The sequence below is a fragment of the Pararhizobium sp. O133 genome, assembly GCF_051669845.1.
Lineage (GTDB): Bacteria > Pseudomonadota > Alphaproteobacteria > Rhizobiales > Rhizobiaceae > Pararhizobium.
This window is the reverse complement of sequence record NZ_CP196426.1, coordinates 2,669,654-2,687,749: the sequence shown is the minus strand read 5'-3', so window position 1 is coordinate 2,687,749 and position 18,096 is coordinate 2,669,654. Positions and strand designations below refer to the sequence as shown.

Here is an 18,096-nt window from a genome sequence, read left to right as displayed (position 1 = left end):
CTTACGCAAAGAATTTGCGGGCTTGGTCGAGCGCATCCACCAGCACGTCCACCTCGGCCCGCGTATTGTAGAGGCCGAAAGATGCACGGCATGTGGAGGTCACGCCGAACCGTTTCAAGAGCGGCTGGGCGCAATGGGTGCCTGCCCGCACGGCCACGCCGGCCCGGTCGATCACCATGGAGACGTCATGGGCATGAATGCCTTCAAGCTCGAAGGAGAAGATACCACCTTTGCCCGGCGCCGTCCCGATCACACGCAACGAATTGACCGAGGACAGCCTCTGCTGGGCGTAGGCCGCCAGATCCGCCTCATGCGCCGCAATCGCGGCGCGCCCGATATTGTCCATGTAATCGAGCGCATAGCCGAGCCCGATCGCCTGCACGATCGGCGGCGTGCCGGCCTCGAAACGATGCGGCGGATCGTTGTAGGTGACGTTGTCTTCGGTCACCTCGAAGATCATCTCACCGCCACCCATGAATGGCCGCATTTCCTTCAGGCGATCCGTCTTGCCATAGAGCACGCCGATGCCGGAGGGGCCGTAAAGCTTGTGACCGGTCATGACATACCAGTCGCAATCGATATCCTGGACATCGACCGGCATATGCACGGCGCCCTGGCTGCCATCGACTAGGACCGGGATGCCGCGCTCATGCGCGATCCGGCAGATTTCCTTGACGGGAACCACGGTGCCTAGCGCATTCGACATATGGGTGATGGCGACCAGCTTGGTCTTGTCCGTCAGGCACTTGACGAAGTCGTCGATGTGGAACGCGCCCTGATCGTCGACCGGCGCCCAGACGAGCTTGGCGCCCTGGCGCTCGCGGATAAAATGCCACGGCACGATGTTGGAATGGTGCTCCATGATCGAGACGACGATCTCGTCACCATCGTCGATCTTCGGCATGCCATAACCGTAGGCGACCGTGTTGATCGCTTCCGTCGAGGACTTGGTGAAAATGATGTTGTCGACCGACGGTGCGTTCAGGAAGCGGCGCACCTTTTCGCGTGCGCCCTCATAGGCGTCCGTCGCGGCATTGGAGAGAAAATGCAGGCCGCGATGGACGTTGGCATATTCATTGGAATAGGCATGGGCGACGGCGTCGATAACAACCTGAGGCTTCTGGGCAGAGGCACCATTGTCGAGATAGACGAGCGGCTTGCCGTAGACGCTCCGCGACAGGATGGGGAAATCTCTGCGGATCGCTTCGACGTCATAGGCCGGGACCGGCACCGTATGTTCCATGTCAATGTTCCAATCAGGCGTGCTTTTCGAGCCAAACGGAAATGATCGTTTCCAGCGTCTCGATCAGCCCTTCATGCTCGAGTTCCTCGACAATCTCGTCGACAAAGGCATTCACCAGCATGGCGCGCGCCTTGTTTTCCGGAATGCCGCGGGCTCTCAGGTAATAGAGATGCGTCGGGTTGATATCGATCACCGTCGCGCCATGTCCGCACTGGACATCGTCGGCAAAGATTTCCAGCTCCGGCTTGGCCGAAAAATCGGCATCGTCGGAGAGCAGCAGCGTGTTGCACGCCATCTTTGCATCGGTCTTCTGCGCATCCGGGGCAACCCGAATCTGGCCCTGGAAGACGCCCTTGGCACGGTCGAACAGGACGTTGCGAATAACCTCCTTCGATGTCGTGTTCGGAACGTCATGACCGAGCGTGAAGGTCACGTCGGTATGGGTATCACCGCCGAGAAGATTGATGCCGCGCAACTGGAAATCGGCGCCCTCGCCCGTCGTCACGCCATGGATTTCCTGGCGCACCAGCTTGCCGCCGGCATTGATAACGAAGAGACGAAGCTTGGCATTCGCACCGAGATCGAAATTGACCTGGGCGAGATGGCTGTCGCTGGCACCCTGCTGCTGCAGGATGATCCAGGTGATATCGGCGCCATCATCGAGGATGAGATCGCTGACGACAGTGACGAGGCTGGCTGCGTCGCTGACCGAGAGATGACGCTCGACGACCGTCGCCCTGGTATTGGCGCCGAAGGTGACAGGAAAGCGCGAATGGTTCTGGCCGGCGCTCTGCACCAATTGCAGTTCCAGCGGCTGCTCCAGCACCGTGCCTTCCGGCACCTCGATTTCGAAACCGTCACGCACCAGGCTGCCATTGATCCGGCCGATCGCGTCTTCCGGGTCTCGCTCGACCAGATCGGCGGCGGCAACGCCATCGATCAGGCTTTCCGCGTAGGTGCGCACGTTGACGCTCGTCGGCAGGCCCTTGGCGTCGGCCTTGCCGTTGAGCACGGCAAGCACGGAGGAGCCAAGAACCAGCGGATCGACCCTTTCAGCAAAGGCAGTCGGTTCGAAAGCCGGGACGCTTCGCAGCAGGGCCCGCAGGTCGGTATAGTGCCAGGATTCGAGCCGGCGCGTCGGCAGGCCTTGCGTCTTGAGATCGGACAGCAGCGTATCACGCGCCGACAGGACAGCGCCCTCGCCCGGCAGTTCGCCGATCGCCGCGGTATAGGCATCGACAAGGGCCGTTTCGGCGGCCGTCATCGTGATTGCCATTTGCATGTTCATACCCTCTACTCCTCAGGCCGCCGCGTCGATGATGTCGGCGTAGCCATTGGCTTCGAGATCGAGCGCCAGCGACTTGTCGCCGGATTTGATGATCTGTCCCTTGTAAAGCACATGGACGCTGTCCGGCACGATATATTCCAGCAGGCGCTGATAATGGGTGATGACGATCACGGCGCGGTCAGGCGAACGCAGCGCGTTGACACCATCCGAGACGATCTTCAGGGCGTCAATGTCGAGGCCGCTGTCGGTCTCGTCGAGGACGCACAGCTTCGGCTCCAGAAGCGCCATCTGCAGGATTTCGGCGCGCTTCTTCTCACCGCCCGAAAAGCCGACATTCAGAGGCCGCTTCAGCATGTCCGGATTGATCTGCAGCTTAGCGGACGCTTCCTTGACGCGGCGGATGAAATCGGGCGTCGACAGTTCGTCCTCGCCGCGATACTTGCGCTGCTCGTTGAGCGCCACCTTGAGGAACTGCATGGTCGCAACGCCTGGAATCTCGACCGGATACTGGAAGGCAAGGAAGATGCCCTTGGCGGCGCGCTCGGACGGGTCGAGTTCGAGGATGCTCTCGCCATTGTAGAGGATGTCGCCTTCGGTGACCTCATAGTCTTCGCGGCCCGACAGGATGTAGGACAGCGTCGACTTGCCGGAGCCGTTCGGCCCCATGATGGCAGCGACTTCGCCAGCTTTGACCGTGAGGTTCAAGCCACGGATGATCTCGGTGCCATCAGCGGCGATGCGGGCATGAAGGTTCTTGATTTCAAGCATTGTTTTGATCTCTTACTTGTCGTTCTGTATTAGCCCGGTCGTCATCCTCGGGCTTGTCCCGAGGATCTACTGGCCTATCAATTGTAATCATTCCACATCGTCGTATTCGAGTGTGGACGAAACGCGTTTTCCAGTTCTCCGATCTGATCGAACAAATCCAGCCATGTCGGATTGAAGCTCTCAATCAGGTTTATCTTCCAGTCTCTCCGATATCGCTTTAAAGACTTTTCCCGCTGAATCGCGAGAACGATATTCGGATGACTTTCAAACCAGACCAAAGTCTCGATTTTGTATTTCGTCGTAAACCCTTCATGCACGTGGTTACGGTGTTCCCAAATCCGTGCCTGAAGATCAGAGGTGACGCCGATGTAGATAACACCGCGGGGTTTGTCCGACATCATGTAGACGAAACCCGACACCCAAACCTCCAGTCCGGCAACAGCAGATCCTCGGGACAAGCCCGAGGATGACGAAGAGAATTATCCCACACTTCCTTCCAGCGAAATCCCGATCAGCTTCTGCGCCTCGACTGCGAATTCCATCGGCAGTTCCTGGATGACTTCCTTGACGAAGCCGTTGACGATCAACGCGATCGCCGCTTCCGTCGGGATGCCGCGTTGCAGGCAGTAGAACAACTGGTCCTCGGAAATCTTCGACGTCGTCGCTTCATGCTCGAATTGCGCCGTCGAGTTCTTCGCCTCGATATAAGGCACGGTGTGAGCGCCGCACTTGTCGCCGATCAAAAGCGAGTCGCACTGGGTGAAGTTGCGGGCGTTTTCCGCCTTGCGATGGGTCGATACCTGGCCGCGATAGGTGTTCTGGGAAACGCCGGCGGCGATGCCCTTGGAGACGATGCGGCTCGACGTGTTCTTGCCGAGATGGATCATCTTGGTACCCGAATCGATCTGCTGGTGACCGTTCGAGACGGCGATCGAATAGAATTCACCGCGTGAATTGTCGCCGCGCAGGATGCAGGACGGGTATTTCCAGGTGATCGCAGAACCGGTTTCGACCTGCGTCCAGGAAATCTTCGAATTCTTGCCGCGGCAATCGCCACGCTTGGTGACGAAATTGTAGATGCCACCCTTGCCGTCCTTGTCGCCCGGATACCAGTTCTGGACCGTCGAATACTTGATTTCGGCATCATCCAGCGCGACGAGCTCGACCACGGCGGCGTGCAGCTGGTTTTCATCGCGCTGCGGCGCCGTGCAGCCTTCGAGATAGGACACGTAAGCGCCCTCTTCCGCGATGATCAGCGTGCGCTCGAACTGGCCGGTGCCCTTTTCGTTGATACGGAAATAGGTCGACAATTCCATCGGGCAACGAACGCCCTTCGGGATGAAGACGAAGGAGCCATCGGTAAAGACGGCGGAATTCAGCGTCGCATAATAGTTGTCAGTCGTCGGAACGACGGAGCCGAGATATTTCTTCACGAGATCGGGATGCTCGCGGATGGCTTCGGAGATCGACATGAAGATCACGCCGGCCTTCTTCAGCTCTTCTTTGAACGTCGTCACGACCGATACGGAATCGAAGACGGCATCGACGGCAATGCGCGGCGTCTTCACGCCGGCCAGGATTTCCTGTTCGCGCAACGGAATACCGAGCTTCTCATAGACCTTCAGCAGTTCCGGATCGACCTCATCGATCGAGGTGGGGCCGGGCGTGCTCTTCGGCGCGGCATAGAAATAGATGTCGCTGAAATCGATCTTCGGATAGTTGACGCGCGCCCAGGTGGGTTCCTCAAGCGTCAGCCAGCGCTGGTACGCGTCCAGACGCCATTCGAGCATCCAGTCCGGTTCGTTCTTCTTAGCGGAAATAAAGCGAATGATCTCCTCGGACAGGCCCTTGGGCGCCTTGTCCATTTCGATCTTCGTCTCAAAACCATATTTGTACTGGTCCACATCGATCAGGGCGACCTGATCGATTGTTTCCTGCACGGCAGCCATGTCGTTCTCCAATCTCGCCGGATACAAGGTCCGGCAGCTTGTCAGCACGATACAATGTTCGTTGTATCGTCTATGTAGTGGGCTTAAGAGGCATTTTCACCCCGTTTGCCAAGCGGAAAATCCAAATTCCCGCAATTTTATTCCTTCACGCCGCGGCGCCCGAAAGCCTCCTGCGCGACGCGATCTTTGCGAACACCTCGACGCAGCGATCGATCTCCGCCGTAGTCGTCGATGGTCCGATCGAAATCCGCAGCGCGCCATGGCGCGGATCATGCCCCATCGCCGACAGGACATAGCTCTGGCCAACCTTACCGGACGAGCAGGCAGATCCCGCCGAAAGCGCCACGCCTTCGAGATCGAAGGCGATCTGTCCGGTCTCAGACTTGAGCTCCGGCAGGGTAAAGAAGCAGGTATTGCCGATCCGTGCGCCATCGCGGCCGTGGATGATAACGTCCGGCGCCGCCGCAAGCATCGCCGTCTCCAGCCGGTCGCGCAGGACGGAAACCGCCATCATGCGCTCGTCGAGTCCCTGGGAGGCGAACCGGGCGGCTGCACCGAACCCTGCGATCGCGGCCGGGTTTTCCGTGCCGGAACGATGCCCCTTTTCCTGGCCGCCGCCGCAGATCAGGGCCGAAGGCATGAGGATTTCACCCCGCGACACGAGAGTGCCGACGCCTTTCGGGCCGCCGATCTTGTGGGAAGAGACGATCAGGAAGTCCGCACCGAGCTCATCGATCCGCAACGGCAGTCGGCCGGCGGCCTGAGCAGCATCGACGACGAGAATGCCGCCAGCGTTTTTCACCAAGTCGGAGACGTCCGCAATTGGCTGGACGATCCCGGTCTCATTGTTGGCGAGCATCACCGCCACCATCGGCAATCCGGCTTCGCGATCGTGCGTCGCCAGCGCCGCTTGGAGAGCTGCGAGATCGATAACACCCGAAGGCGTCACCGGAACCTCGCTCACCATATCCTTGGCAAACCGGCCGCCTTCGCGGACAGCCGGATGCTCGATCGCGGAAATGTACAGACGGCCGATTTTCAGAGGGGTCTTGCCCATGCGAAAGTCCGGCGTCAGCACCCAGTTGGCCGCTTCCGTGGCGCCGCTGGTGAAGGTGACATTGGCCGACTGCGCGCCGCAGAGAGCCGCGACGTCACGGCGGGCACTTTCAATCAGCATGCGAATCTTGCGGCCTTCGCCGTGAACCGACGATGGGTTGCCGGCAAGGTCGAGCGCGGACAGGCAGGCGTCCCGCGCGGCCGACAGCAGCGGCGCGGTGGCATTCCAGTCCATATAGATGCGCTGTTGCGTCATGGTCCTTGCCAAAGCTCGACCGGTTGCCAAGTTAAAGGCACGCGGTCGATGCATTTTCCTTGAAATTTTCGCTTCGCTTGCCGTAAGAGACGACACTCGCCACGGAAAGACCGTGTCAAAGTTTTGAATGGTTCTAAACTAGGTTCTAGAAAAGCTGAGTGCGGTCGTCAAGACTGCATTGGCACCGGAGCCGGTTTTTAGGTCCAGAATATGCCGGAGAGACAATGCCCGAAATCATCTTCAACGGACCGGCCGGTCGCCTCGAAGGCCGGTACCAGCCGTCCAAGCAGAAGAACGCCCCGATTGCCATCGTCCTGCATCCCCATCCGCAGTTCGGCGGCACGATGAACAACCAGATCGTCTACCAACTGTTCTACATGTTCCAGAAGCGCGGCTTCACCACGCTCCGGTTCAACTTCCGCTCGATCGGCCGCAGCCAGGGCGAATTCGACCATGGCGCCGGCGAACTGTCCGATGCGGCTTCGGCGCTCGACTGGGTGCAGAGCATGCATCCGGATTCCAAGAGCTGCTGGGTCGCCGGCTATTCCTTCGGCTCCTGGATCGGCATGCAGCTTCTGATGCGCCGTCCGGAAATCGAAGGCTTCATGTCGATCGCGCCGCAACCGAACACTTATGACTTCTCGTTCCTGGCGCCCTGCCCGTCGTCCGGCCTGATCATCAACGGCGATCTCGACAAGGTGGCGCCGGAAAAGGATGTCAACAATCTCGTCGACAAGCTGAAGGCGCAGAAGGGCATCCTGATCACCCACAAGACGGTGCCGGGCGCCAACCACTTCTTCAACGGTCAGATCGATTCGCTGATGGCCGAGTGCGAGGATTACCTCGATCGGCGCCTGAACGGCGAACTGACGCCGGAGCCGGCGGCCAAGCGCATCCGATAACGCATCGACACAAACGACATGAAAAAGGCCGGATCATCCCGGCCTTTTTCATGCGTAAAATTGGCTAATCTCAGGCGCGGGCCTGCCATTCTTCGAAGCTGATCGCCGTCGGATGACGGGCGCGGTTGACGCGGTTACGACCACCCTTCTTGGCATCGTAAAGCGCACCATCGGCCCGATCGATCGCATCCGAAATCGGAACGGTCGCAGATGCCAGCACGCAGACGCCGAAGCTGGCCGTGAGGCGCAGATGCTCCGGCAGGCCGGCGAAGACGAGCGACGAAAATGTCGTGCGCAGGCCCTGGGCAAAAAGATAACCCGTCGTTTCGCCGGTGGACGGCAGGAAGACCGCGAATTCCTCGCCACCAAACCTGGCGCAAATCGCCTCCGGCGGCGCCTGCTCCTTCAACATGCGGCCGAGGGCAACGATCACCTCGTCGCCGGCGGCATGACCGTATGTGTCGTTGACCGTCTTGAAGTGGTCGAGGTCGCAGAGAACCACGCAATGCGGATAGGCGGCGATAGGGCGCGCCAGAATCTGGTTGACGCGGTCGTTGAAGCCGCGCCGGTTGAACAGGCCAGACAGCGGGTCGATTTCGGAACTCGCCTTGGCGTCATCCATGATTTCGACGACGATGACGGCGAGCAAAGTGAGACCTGTCGATACGACAAGCACGGCACCAAGGCTCTGCGAGACTAGCGCATAGGTGCTCGACAGATAGGTTTCCGCCGTCCGGCCGCCGACGAAGATGATGGCGAAATAAATCTTGCTGACGAAATGCAGCGCGGTGAACAAGAGGAGCGCGATCAGAGTGATATCGGCCGTCTCCCGCCGTCCCGAACGGTAGATCGCGGCTGCTGAGATGAGTTCGGCGACGATGAACGGAAGCTGGTAGCCGAGCGAATGATAGAGGGTGCCTCGCGGCAGGTCGTAGATCAGCAGATTGAGGGTTAGGGAAGCGCCAAGGATTGCCGTCATGGTCATGACACTTGATGGGACCGCGTAGAGCCGGCCGAGGCCGACGCGGATCATCAGCAGCGCGCCGAGCAGTGAGGAAAAGGCGCCGAAGCTGGCAAACCGATCATAGTCGGCATAGCGGATGGCGACCTCAAAGATGGCGGAAAAAGACGCGACGGCGAAGGCGGCGGCAAACCAGCGGCCAGCCGCAGGAACGCGACTGCGTCTGGCGATCACCAGGAAGAAGGCGCAAAAAAGCTGCGCTATCAGGAAGTTGACGGTCAGAAGGAAAAGCGCGCCGTTCATGGATACGTCCGTTTCGGACACGCCCTTCGCATGCCCTTATCCCTGCGACGCCAGTGCCCACACTCGTCACAGGTGCGCAGAGCCTCGCAGATTCGAAATGAATAGTATCGGTTCACCACAAAAGAAACGTTAATTGAAGGGGATATTGCTCAGTTCGATGGACGGTTGAAAATGCCGCCGGTGACGGGGCTCTTGACGTCCGTCGTGGCCGGAAATGTCAGCGGCAGGCCGGCAAGCGACCGGACGGCCAGGTAAGCCCAGGCCTCCGCCTCCATCGCGTCGCCGTCAAGCCTCGCCTGCTCCGCCGCAAGAACGACAGCACCATCCGCGTCCACCTGGTCCGCGAGATCCTTCATGACGATCCGGTTCAACCGCCCGCCGCCGCAGACGATATACGTACCCGGTCGCGCCGGAAGATGCTGCGACGACTTGAAGATCGCCGCTGCCGTGACGTGGGCGAGCGTGCGAGCGCCGTCCTCAAGGCTTGCCTCAGTGCTTTCAGGCGGCAGGAAATCGTTACGATCGAGCGAGCGGCGCTTGGCTGAGGTAAAGAAGGGGTTGGCGAGATAACGTTCGGCGAGCCTGGACAGCACCCGCCCCTCGCTGGCGATCGCTCCGCCCTGGTCATAGGGAACGCCGGCATGGGTCTCGACCCATTGATCGATCAGCGTATTGCCGGGGCCGCTGTCATAGGCAACGATCGCGCCATCGGTCCCGACAAAGGTCAGGTTGGAAATGCCGCCGATATTGACGAAGACCACGGGTCGATCTCCGCGCAGATCCGGCGGCAAGCCTGCGGCGAGAGCGGCATGATAGGCCGGGATCAGTGGCGCGCCCTGCCCGCCGAACAGCATGTCGTTGGCGCGCATGTCATGGACCACGGCAATCCCCGTCTCGCGTGCCAGCAAGACGCCATCGCCGAGCTGTACGGTCAGCGCCTCGTCGGGGCGATGCAGGACCGTCTGGCCGTGAAAACCGACGACATCAACTTCTTCAGGCTTCAAATTGTTTTTGCTGAGAAAACTCCGCACTGCCTCGGCATGACGTAACGTCAATTCTTGCTCCACGGCGGCAAGGCTGCCCGGCCGTTCGTCTCGTATCCTGATGGACTTAGCATCCTCCAGCGCCTGCTTCAGGCGATTGCGAAACGCAGCCTCGTAGGAAATGCCGAGAGCCGGACCACGCTCGACGCGGTCGCGGCCATCGGTGCGAACCATGGCGACATCGATACCGTCCATGCTCGTACCGCTCATGAGCCCGATCGCCGTCTTCATTTCCGCCATGGCTAACCTCAAACATTCCGTCGCAAACAGGTGCACTTTTCGAGAAACAGTGCTAAACGCCGCGCAATTATCCAGCAAGCGCTCATTCCGTTCGAAAACAGCCCACCGAAAGAGACAGGTCATGTCCGAGTTCAAGTCCGATTTCCTTCACACCCTCCAGGAGCGTGGTTTCATCCACCAGACTTCCGACAATGCCGGCCTGGACGCCCTGTTCAACAAGGAAATAGTGACGGCCTATATCGGCTTCGACCCGACCGCGCCGAGCCTGCATGCGGGCGGTCTGATCCAGATCATGATGCTGCACTGGCTGCAGGCGACCGGCCATCGGCCGATCTCCCTGATGGGCGGCGGCACCGGCATGGTCGGCGACCCCTCGTTCAAGGACGAGGCACGCCAATTGATGACGCCGCAGACGATCGCGTCGAACATTGCCAGCATCAAGTCGGTCTTCTCCAACTACCTCACCTATGGAGAAGGCCCGAAGGAGGCGTTGATGATCAACAATGCCGACTGGCTGCTCGGCATCAACTATCTCGAATTCCTGCGCGATGTCGGCCGCCATTTCTCGGTCAACCGCATGCTGGCCTTCGACAGCGTCAAGACGAGGCTCGATCGCGAGCAGTCGCTGTCGTTCCTCGAATTCAACTACATGATCCTGCAAGCCTACGACTTCGTCGAACTCTACAAGCGCACCGGTTGCCGCCTGCAGATGGGCGGCTCGGACCAGTGGGGCAACATCATCAACGGCATCGATCTCGGCCACCGGATGGGCACGCCGCAGCTCTACGCGTTGACCTCGCCGCTTCTGACGACGTCGTCGGGCGCCAAGATGGGCAAGTCCGTCAATGGCGCGATATGGCTCAACCCGGACATGCTGTCGGCCTATGATTTCTGGCAATATTGGCGCAATACGGAAGACGCAGACGTGTCCCGCTTCCTGAAGCTCTATACCACACTGCCGATGGACGAGATCGCCCGCCTGTCGCAACTGGGCGGCGCGGAGATCAACGAGGTCAAGAAGATCCTGGCGACCGAGATCACCGCGATGCTGCACGGCCGCGCAGCCGCCGAAGAAGCGGCGGAGACCGCACGCAAGACCTTCGAGGAAGGTTCGACTTCGGCAAATCTCCCCTCGATCGATGTGCCGGATGGCGAGCTTGAAGCCGGGATCGGCATCCTGTCGTTGTTCGTGCGCGCGGGCCTTGCCGAATCCAACGGCAAGGTGCGGCAGTTCCTCAAGGACGGTGCGGTTCGCGTCAACGACATCGTGAGCAGCGACGATCGTCAAGTCATCGGCGCGGGCGATGTCACCGCCGATGGCGTCATCAAGCTGTCGCTCGGCAAGAAGAAGCACATTCTCGTGCGCCCCGCCTGAGCCTTGCTCTGATCCGGAAAAATTTCAAACCGGCGGTGACCCCGCCGGTTTTTTATTGAAATTCGAATATGTTGCGGAACACGCCCGGCGCGATGATCGAGAGCGGATTGATCGTCAGCTTCGGCTTGGAGAACGGACCTTCGAGCTTGAAGGTAATGCCGAGCAGCCCGCGATCCCGCCCGTTCCCGAGAAGCACGCCGATGATCGGCAACTCTCCGAACAGCCGGTTGAGGCCGTAGGCTGGCATGAATGTACCGGTCATGCTCATGTTGCCGTTCCTGTCACGCACAACGCCCTGGAACGTTGCGCCCACATCGACGCCCCGCACGACGCCACCCTCGACAGCCACCGTGCCATTGTCGAGCACAAGATTGGCAAATCCGCGCTCGAAACGGGCTGAACTGACGTTGATATCCTTTTTCACCGCCTGGTTCAGGCTTCGCCCATCGGCACCCGTGGGCGTCGAAACGATGGACTGCAGTCGCTCTTCATCGACCAGCGAGAATTTGCGGACATCGACATTGCCCCGCCAGGAGCCTGCACCACGATCGCGCAGTTTCAGATTGAGCAGGCCGCCGCGCATATTGCTGTAGAGATTGGCAAACCGCGCCAGTGAACCGGCATCGCCGCTGGTCAGTTCGAGCGTGTTGTCGGCGCCGCTCTCCGTCATCTTGGCAACCACCGCCTGCCCGCTGTCGGTGACGGCCGAGAGGCCTAGAACGTCGATATCGCGGCCCCGGCCGGCATAGTTCAGGTTGAAATTCGCCAGCGTCTCGCCGTGGAAGCCCGTCACCTTGTCCAGGTTCGCTTCCAGCGCGATCCGTTTGCCACTGGACGTGCTGCTTCCGCCCGGTCTGCGCAGACTGTCGATTACCGGGCGGATATCGGCAGCGCTGCCATTGACGCTGACCGCGAACCCATTCTTCTGCCGATTGACCCTGACCGCATAATTGTCGCCCTTGGCAAGCTGAACCGAGGTGAACTGGCCGGAATTCAGGCCGGATTTGTCGACCACCAGCTTGCCCTTGGCGCCAAAACTGTCGCCATCGATTTCCAAGTCGTCGATCTGGGTGACGCCATCCGTCGTCGATGCGGAAAAGGTCGCCTTGGCACCAATCCCCGAGCCCTTCGACCAGCCGATCCATGGTAGCGAAATCGTCGATTGATCAAGATCGGCCGTCACCGTCTGCTGGTCCCTGTCATCGATCGATATGTCCAGCGCCACGGGGCCATCGATGATCCCGGAAAGCCCGGGCGCCAGCTTGACGAGTGCCGCCTCCTGCAGCGTTCCGGAAATCTTGCGCTGCCGCTTGACGGGGCTCGACGACCCAACGGGCTCGGTCAGTTCCAGGTCCATCGGCGTGCCGTCGATCTGCGCCTTCGCCTCCAGCACCGCCTGCTGCGGATCGATCCGAAGCGTGCCTTTGATGTCCGAGATCATCCGCCCGCTCATCGGCTTATTGAGCGTGACGCCGTTCAGCGCCATTTCCGCCTGCCACTGGGGCGGCGGCGGTTTCTGGGCGGTGACAAGTCCGAACCGGGCGCCGACCTGCGCCGTCAGTTCGCCCGAGAAATCCTCCACCTTGAATGGCGTCTTTTGCAAAGCGAGAAGCGGCCGGTAGCTGACAAGCTCTGCAATCGCGTCGGCCTGGCCGCCGACATCGAGCTTCATTTCGGCGATCAGCGGCTTTTCATAGGTGTTCGGGATGACGAAATCTCCGCCATTCAATTTGACGGACCGGCCGGATGGGAAATAGGCGGTTCCCTGGCTGATCGCGACATCGAGCCGCTCGCCCTTCAGCGTGAAGTCACCGGCGGCGTCGCGCAAGGGCGGGATGTCGCCCGCCAGGTTCACGCGCGCATCATCGATATGGAACTGAACATTCAGTTCTTCCGCATTGAGATCGACCGGCCCGACCGTGCGGGTGATGCGACCCATCGGTAGGAAGACTTCGATGCGGCCGTCTGTGACCGTGCCACCATAGATATTGTTGATCACCCAGCGCCGCGCCGTCTTGCCGACCCACCAGGGCCAAAGCTGCTTCACGGCCGCCGACTGGATATTGGGCGTGAGCAGGGCAAAACTGATCTGCGGAGACTCGTCGCCGAAGCTCATGGCGAGCGACCCCGCCGCGTTTCCGAGGCCGCTGGCAACGGTCAGTTCGTTGAAGACCAGTTCGTGAGTTTCCGACAGGAAACGGCCACTTGCCTTGGCATCGAAGATCAGCGGCGCTTCGGTGACGTCGGTCGGCGACGAACTGGCCGATTGCACCAGAAGATCAAGCACAAATCCTTTTGGCGCACCTGTTTCCACTTGGTCGAGATCGGCAACAGCCCCGGTGAACGGAAAACTCGATCGGCCGACGCGCACCGTTGACGGCAGGATTTCGACGCGGTTGCGGGTGAAATCGTAGGTGACGTTGAGCTCGGAGGATTGGAGCTGCGAAGTAAAGCCGCCAGCATCGAAGCTGCCGACATTCGAGCGCCCCTTGAGCTGCAGCGATGGCATGGCGCCCTCGCCCGCGCGGGTCGCCTTGATGCTGAGGTCCGCACTGCTCTTGATCCCGAAGGCAAGCTCCGTCTCGGTCGGATTGCGATAGAGGAGCGCCGCGAGTGGCAGCCCCATTGCCGCACCATCGATCGCGATCACGCGCCCATTCCGCCGGTCGGTGCTCAGATGCAGTTCGGCGGTTTCCCCGTCGATGTTGAACAGGCCGTCGATCTTCATGGAGCCATCGGCACCGCGCTTGAAATCGACGCTTTCGACGACGACGGGAACGACGCGCTTGCGCGGGCCGGCAAAGGACAATTTGAGATCTGCGATGCGCACGATTTCGGTATTGCTGCGATCGAGCAGGCGCGAGACCGCGTCCATCTGCGCGAAGACCGTCTCCAGCCCTTCCGCGACATGACCGACGCGAATCGCCGTCACATCGATCGGCTTGCCCTGCGGCAGGAGCGAGGGATCCAGCATCGCGCCTTCCGCCTCGATCCGCGAAACGGAAATCCGGCCGCTGAACAATGCCAGCGGATTAAGCTCGATAAAGACCGAATCGGTGGTTACCAGACGCTTGGCGGAAACATTCTCGACCAGGGTCACGTCCTGCGCCTTGAGCGCCAGCCCCCCATTGCCCGTAACACGCAGCACCGTGCTGCCGACCTCGGCGTGATAGCCCTTGCCGATCGCGGCGTTCAGCGCGGTTGTTGCGCGCGCATTGAGCGGCCCGTCGATGAAGCCGCCTTCGATCGCCGCAAGAAGGGCTGCGCCGGCAAGACAGAAAAGCGCAGTGATGACGACCGTCGTGGTGAAGATCAGGCGCAGGATGCCGCGTTTCGCAGGAGCATGCACGATGCACGGGTCATGCGCCTGCGCCGAAGGCAAGGAATGCAGGACGACAATGTCTTGCTTGCGAAACGATACCTTTTCGCCGCGGATGTCACTCATCGGCTCAGGCAGTCTCCGGAAGTATTAAGGCCATCATGCGATTCGTTTCCAATCTGCGCCACTGGCGTCTCTTCTCGACGACCGCGTCCGTCGCATGCCACCAACTCTTGCGGCGCATGACTGATTCCATTCGGGTTTTCGCCCCGTTGTGCCATCGGTGCGCCGCTTCGCGCGCAAGCAGTTTCACCGTCCACAGTAGTGAAAGAACAATGACACGGCAAACGATGTCTGTCCTCTGGTCGGCTGCACTCGCCCGATATACGGTATCGACGTTACGCGACGCTGGACGCCGCCGGCGCTGAAGCACTTTTATACTTGCTGCATAATTCCATCCTTAAACCGATTCCAGTTTAAGGAATTATGCAGTACGACCAGACCAGCCGCAGCCCATGCCGCAGAAAAAGGAATATCCATGGCGAATTTGACAGAAGGCATGATCGCACCGGATTTTACCCTGCCACGCGATGGCGGCGGAACTGTTTCCCTGTCTCAGTTCAGGGGTAAAGCCGTGGTACTGTTCTTCTACCCCAAGGACGACACGAGCGGCTGTACGGCCGAATCGATCGCCTTTACCGGACTGAAGGACGACTTCGCCGCCGCCGGCGCCGTCATAATCGGCTTGTCGCCTGATTCGGTGAAGAAGCACGACAAGTTCGCCAAGAAATATGATCTCTCGGTCATCCTCGCCGCCGACGAGGAGAAGGCTGTGGTCAATACCTATGGCGTCTGGGTGGAAAAGAGCCTGTACGGCCGGAAGTATATGGGTGTCGAGCGCACGACCCTCTTGATCGATGCCGAGGGCGTGGTTCGCCGGCTCTGGGAAAAGGTAAAAGTTCCCGGCCATGCCGAGGAGGTGCTGGCCACGGTGAAGGACCTTGCCAAGGCAGACGCCGGACCATGACGGACCTGCCAGCAATCCGCAGCCTGCGCGACGGGGCAGCTCGTGCTATCGGCGCGGCCGATCTGGACCTGAAAACGCTACTGGCGCAGGAAACGGCGCGGCGCTGGAGCGAGCGACGCCTGTCCTTGCGCACGCCGCTCGACAGGATGGCGCCGGATCGCCCGGGCCGTCCCGAAAAACCGGAGCTCATTCCACCGCAAAAGGTTCCGCGCCGGGCATTGACCAGCGAGCGCGGGCGAATCGCCCTCCTCCATGCGATCGCCCATATCGAATTGAACGCTGTCGATCTTGCGCTCGATATCGTCGCTCGCTTTGCGGTGGAACCCGTTCCGAACTCGTTCTTCGACGGCTGGATGCGGGTGGCGTTCGAGGAAGCCAAGCATTTCCGCATGGTGCGTAATCGCCTGCGTGCCTTGGGCGCCGATTATGGCGACCTGCCGGCCCATGACGGCCTCTGGCAGGCGGCGCACGATACGCGCAACGACCTGACGGCGCGGCTGGCCGTCGTGCCGCTGATTCTCGAAGCCCGTGGCCTCGACGTCACGCCAGCCCTGCAGGCGAAGATGCGCGAGGCCGGCGACCATGAGAGCGCCGCGGTGCTCGACGTCATCTACGAGGATGAGAAGGGCCATGTCGCCGTCGGTGCGAAATGGTTCCGGTTTCTCTGCGCCCGGCAGAAAAAGGATCCGGCGGCAGCCTTCCAGGCGCTGGTTCGAGCCAATTTCCGGGGACCGCTGAAGGCGCCGTTCAACGACATTGCAAGGGCCGAAGCGGGCCTCACCCCCTCATTCTACCGGTCCATGACGGCCTCCGTAAACACCTGATCGCAAGGCTTTATTAACCTTAACAGTGTCTAATCACCCGCATCAAAATCGTGTTTTAATGCACGGGGTGGGGGTGAGTTGGTGTCTACGGAAAGCCGGGTCTTCGGCAAGCGCACACAAAAGCACGTCATCATTCTCGCCAGCGGCGACAAGGTCCGGCACATGACCTTTCAGCCCTGGATGGCTGCCCTGTCGGTCTGCTTCGTTTCCGTCTTCTCGATCGGCTATCTCGCCGCCACATCCTATCTGGTGCTGCGCGACGATCTGATCGGCGGCACCATGGCGCGTCAGGCGCGCATGCAGCATGAATATGAGGACAGGATCTCAGCCCTGCGCGCGCAGGTCGATCGCGTCACCAGTCGTCAGTTGCTCGATCAGCAAGTCGTCGAGGACAAGGTCGAAAAGCTGCTGCAGCAGCAGATGGCCCTTTCTTCCCGTCACGGCAAGCTGGACACGCTTCTCGATCGCGCCGAGGAATCCGGCATTTCCGAGAAGGAGATACCATCGATCGCCGGACCGCAACCCTACGGCAAGCGCGCCGATGCCAGCGGCGGAGTGAAGGCGATCGAGCGGCTGATGGGCCTGGGCGGCAAGTCGCAGCAGGATGTCACGCTGGCCTATGCTCCCGTCGGGCAGGAAAGCATGTCCGACCGGGCCGATCGGATGTTCTCCAAGGTTACTCTCTCCCTCAAGGATATTGAAAAGCAGCAGAAGGATCGCATCGATGGCCTGACTGCCGGAGCATCGCAAGCATCTGACGCTATCGTCAACATCCTGGCACGCACGGGCGTCAAGCTTCCCGCCGAAGCGCTGACGACTCCGGTCTCGGAGACGGGGGATGACGCAGCGGTCGGCGGACCGTTCGTCGAGCCGGAAACGACTGAGGCCTTCGACAACTCGATCGTCGCGCTCGACAGCGCTCTGGCGCGGCTGGAACAGGTTCGCAGCCAAGCCAAGAAACTGCCCTTCAGCAACCCCTCGCCGGCAAGCGATATCACAAGTCGCTTCGGAAACCGGCTTGATCCGTTCCTCGGCCGGCTTGCGCTGCATGCCGGCATTGATTTTCGCGCAACGGTCGGAACGCGAGTCGTTGCCACCGCGCCGGGAACGGTAATTGCCGCCGGCAAGAATGGCGGCTATGGCAACATGGTCGAAATCGATCACGGCGGCGGCATCACCACCCGCTACGCGCATCTGTCGAGTATCCTGGTCAATGTCGGCGACAGGATTTCCTTGGGCGAGGCCATCGCTCGCTCCGGCAGCACCGGCCGCTCGACCGGCCCGCACCTTCATTACGAAGTTCGCCTGAACGGTAAAGCCGTCGATCCCATGCGCTTCCTCACCGCCGGCATCAAACTCAGCCATTATATCAACTGACGTGGCGACAGTTCCAACAGGGGCGATCAACGGAAACCGATATCGGTTTTCGGCTATGTTGTTGCCGGGCGGTCATTTATTGACTCTATCGAGCATCAAACCACCGGTTTTCTTGACTTTGTCATACTATGGGACTAAGAGCCCGAGCGACGGCAATTTATGAAT

General features: G+C 60.4%; 14 protein-coding genes. 5 read left to right on the top strand and 9 right to left on the bottom strand.

From position 1 onward, the window contains the following. Position 1: 1 nt before the first annotated feature. The 6 genes from ACST81_RS12825 to ACST81_RS12800 all read right to left on the bottom strand — a co-directional run bounded on the left by ACST81_RS12825 (position 2) and on the right by ACST81_RS12800 (position 6,560). A complete protein-coding gene (locus tag ACST81_RS12825) occupies positions 2 to 1,243 on the bottom strand; it encodes a cysteine desulfurase (RefSeq protein WP_438748185.1) in 1,242 nt (413 codons plus the stop codon). 13 nt (positions 1,244 to 1,256) lie between these two features. Next, the gene (sufD, locus tag ACST81_RS12820; protein WP_438748183.1) at positions 1,257 to 2,531 is read right to left on the bottom strand and encodes a Fe-S cluster assembly protein SufD; all 1,275 of its coding nucleotides are present in this window, start codon (positions 2,529 to 2,531) and stop codon (positions 1,257 to 1,259) included. Between the two features lie 12 nt (positions 2,532 to 2,543). Further along, positions 2,544 to 3,299 (bottom strand): Fe-S cluster assembly ATPase SufC, encoded by a 756-nt coding sequence (sufC, locus tag ACST81_RS12815; RefSeq protein ID WP_438748181.1) that lies wholly within the window; start codon positions 3,297 to 3,299, stop codon positions 2,544 to 2,546. Positions 3,300 to 3,376: 77 nt separating this feature from the next. Next, entirely contained in the window at positions 3,377 to 3,718 is a 342-nt protein-coding gene (locus ACST81_RS12810; RefSeq protein WP_438748179.1) for a GIY-YIG nuclease family protein, read from the bottom strand. A gap of 60 nt (positions 3,719 to 3,778) precedes the next feature. Further along, entirely contained in the window at positions 3,779 to 5,248 is a 1,470-nt protein-coding gene (sufB, locus tag ACST81_RS12805; protein ID WP_438748177.1) for a Fe-S cluster assembly protein SufB, read from the bottom strand. Positions 5,249 to 5,393: 145 nt separating this feature from the next. Beyond that, positions 5,394 to 6,560, bottom strand: a complete 1,167-nt coding sequence (locus ACST81_RS12800; RefSeq protein ID WP_438748175.1) for a cysteine desulfurase family protein — start codon at positions 6,558 to 6,560, stop codon at positions 5,394 to 5,396. A gap of 224 nt (positions 6,561 to 6,784) precedes the next feature. On the opposite strand from ACST81_RS12800, the gene ACST81_RS12795 reads away from it, so the two are divergent. Further along, positions 6,785 to 7,462 (top strand): alpha/beta hydrolase, encoded by a 678-nt coding sequence (locus ACST81_RS12795; RefSeq protein ID WP_438748174.1) that lies wholly within the window; start codon positions 6,785 to 6,787, stop codon positions 7,460 to 7,462. Positions 7,463 to 7,532: 70 nt separating this feature from the next. On the opposite strand, the gene ACST81_RS12790 is transcribed toward ACST81_RS12795, so the two are convergent. After that, a complete protein-coding gene (locus ACST81_RS12790; protein ID WP_438748171.1) occupies positions 7,533 to 8,726 on the bottom strand; it encodes a diguanylate cyclase in 1,194 nt (397 codons plus the stop codon). Between the two features lie 149 nt (positions 8,727 to 8,875). After that, positions 8,876 to 10,009, bottom strand: a complete 1,134-nt coding sequence (locus ACST81_RS12785) for an anhydro-N-acetylmuramic acid kinase (RefSeq protein WP_438748170.1) — start codon at positions 10,007 to 10,009, stop codon at positions 8,876 to 8,878. Positions 10,010 to 10,130: 121 nt separating this feature from the next. On the opposite strand from ACST81_RS12785, the gene tyrS reads away from it, so the two are divergent. Then, complete coding sequence (gene tyrS / locus ACST81_RS12780; RefSeq protein ID WP_438748168.1) at positions 10,131 to 11,384, top strand: tyrosine--tRNA ligase; 1,254 nt, start codon at positions 10,131 to 10,133, stop codon at positions 11,382 to 11,384. 52 nt (positions 11,385 to 11,436) lie between these two features. Here the strand turns inward: tyrS and ACST81_RS12775 are convergent, their stop codons facing one another. Further along, the gene (locus tag ACST81_RS12775) at positions 11,437 to 14,829 is read right to left on the bottom strand and encodes a YhdP family protein (RefSeq protein ID WP_438748165.1); all 3,393 of its coding nucleotides are present in this window, start codon (positions 14,827 to 14,829) and stop codon (positions 11,437 to 11,439) included. 412 nt (positions 14,830 to 15,241) lie between these two features. On the opposite strand from ACST81_RS12775, the gene ACST81_RS12770 reads away from it, so the two are divergent. The 3 genes from ACST81_RS12770 (at position 15,242) to ACST81_RS12760 (ending at position 17,931) form a co-directional block, all read left to right on the top strand. After that, complete coding sequence (locus ACST81_RS12770) at positions 15,242 to 15,730, top strand: peroxiredoxin (protein ID WP_438748163.1); 489 nt, start codon at positions 15,242 to 15,244, stop codon at positions 15,728 to 15,730. Next, positions 15,727 to 16,554 carry a ferritin-like domain-containing protein gene (locus ACST81_RS12765; protein WP_438748161.1) on the top strand — a complete coding sequence of 276 codons (828 nt, stop codon included), beginning with the start codon at positions 15,727 to 15,729 and terminating at the stop codon, positions 16,552 to 16,554. Before ACST81_RS12770 ends, ACST81_RS12765 begins: the two co-directional genes overlap by 4 nt. A gap of 78 nt (positions 16,555 to 16,632) precedes the next feature. After that, the gene (locus ACST81_RS12760; RefSeq protein WP_438748160.1) at positions 16,633 to 17,931 is read left to right on the top strand and encodes a peptidoglycan DD-metalloendopeptidase family protein; all 1,299 of its coding nucleotides are present in this window, start codon (positions 16,633 to 16,635) and stop codon (positions 17,929 to 17,931) included. The last annotated feature ends 165 nt before the right edge of the window (positions 17,932 to 18,096 follow it).

What these genes read in the sequence shown, in the direction of transcription:
- ACST81_RS12800 (WP_438748175.1), bottom strand. Translation starts at nt 6,560, where the DNA reads ATGACGCAACAGCGCATCTATATGGACTGGAATGCCACCGCGCCGCTG.
- sufB (WP_438748177.1), bottom strand. Translation starts at nt 5,248, where the DNA reads ATGGCTGCCGTGCAGGAAACAATCGATCAGGTCGCCCTGATCGATGTG.
- ACST81_RS12770 (WP_438748163.1), top strand. Translation starts at nt 15,242, where the DNA reads ATGGCGAATTTGACAGAAGGCATGATCGCACCGGATTTTACCCTGCCA.
- ACST81_RS12825 (WP_438748185.1), bottom strand. Translation starts at nt 1,243, where the DNA reads ATGGAACATACGGTGCCGGTCCCGGCCTATGACGTCGAAGCGATCCGC.
- ACST81_RS12790 (WP_438748171.1), bottom strand. Translation starts at nt 8,726, where the DNA reads ATGAACGGCGCGCTTTTCCTTCTGACCGTCAACTTCCTGATAGCGCAG.
- ACST81_RS12765 (WP_438748161.1), top strand. Translation starts at nt 15,727, where the DNA reads ATGACGGACCTGCCAGCAATCCGCAGCCTGCGCGACGGGGCAGCTCGT.
- ACST81_RS12785 (WP_438748170.1), bottom strand. Translation starts at nt 10,009, where the DNA reads ATGGCGGAAATGAAGACGGCGATCGGGCTCATGAGCGGTACGAGCATG.
- ACST81_RS12795 (WP_438748174.1), top strand. Translation starts at nt 6,785, where the DNA reads ATGCCCGAAATCATCTTCAACGGACCGGCCGGTCGCCTCGAAGGCCGG.
- ACST81_RS12775 (WP_438748165.1), bottom strand. Translation starts at nt 14,829, where the DNA reads ATGAGTGACATCCGCGGCGAAAAGGTATCGTTTCGCAAGCAAGACATT.
- sufD (WP_438748183.1), bottom strand. Translation starts at nt 2,531, where the DNA reads ATGAACATGCAAATGGCAATCACGATGACGGCCGCCGAAACGGCCCTT.
- sufC (WP_438748181.1), bottom strand. Translation starts at nt 3,299, where the DNA reads ATGCTTGAAATCAAGAACCTTCATGCCCGCATCGCCGCTGATGGCACC.
- tyrS (WP_438748168.1), top strand. Translation starts at nt 10,131, where the DNA reads ATGTCCGAGTTCAAGTCCGATTTCCTTCACACCCTCCAGGAGCGTGGT.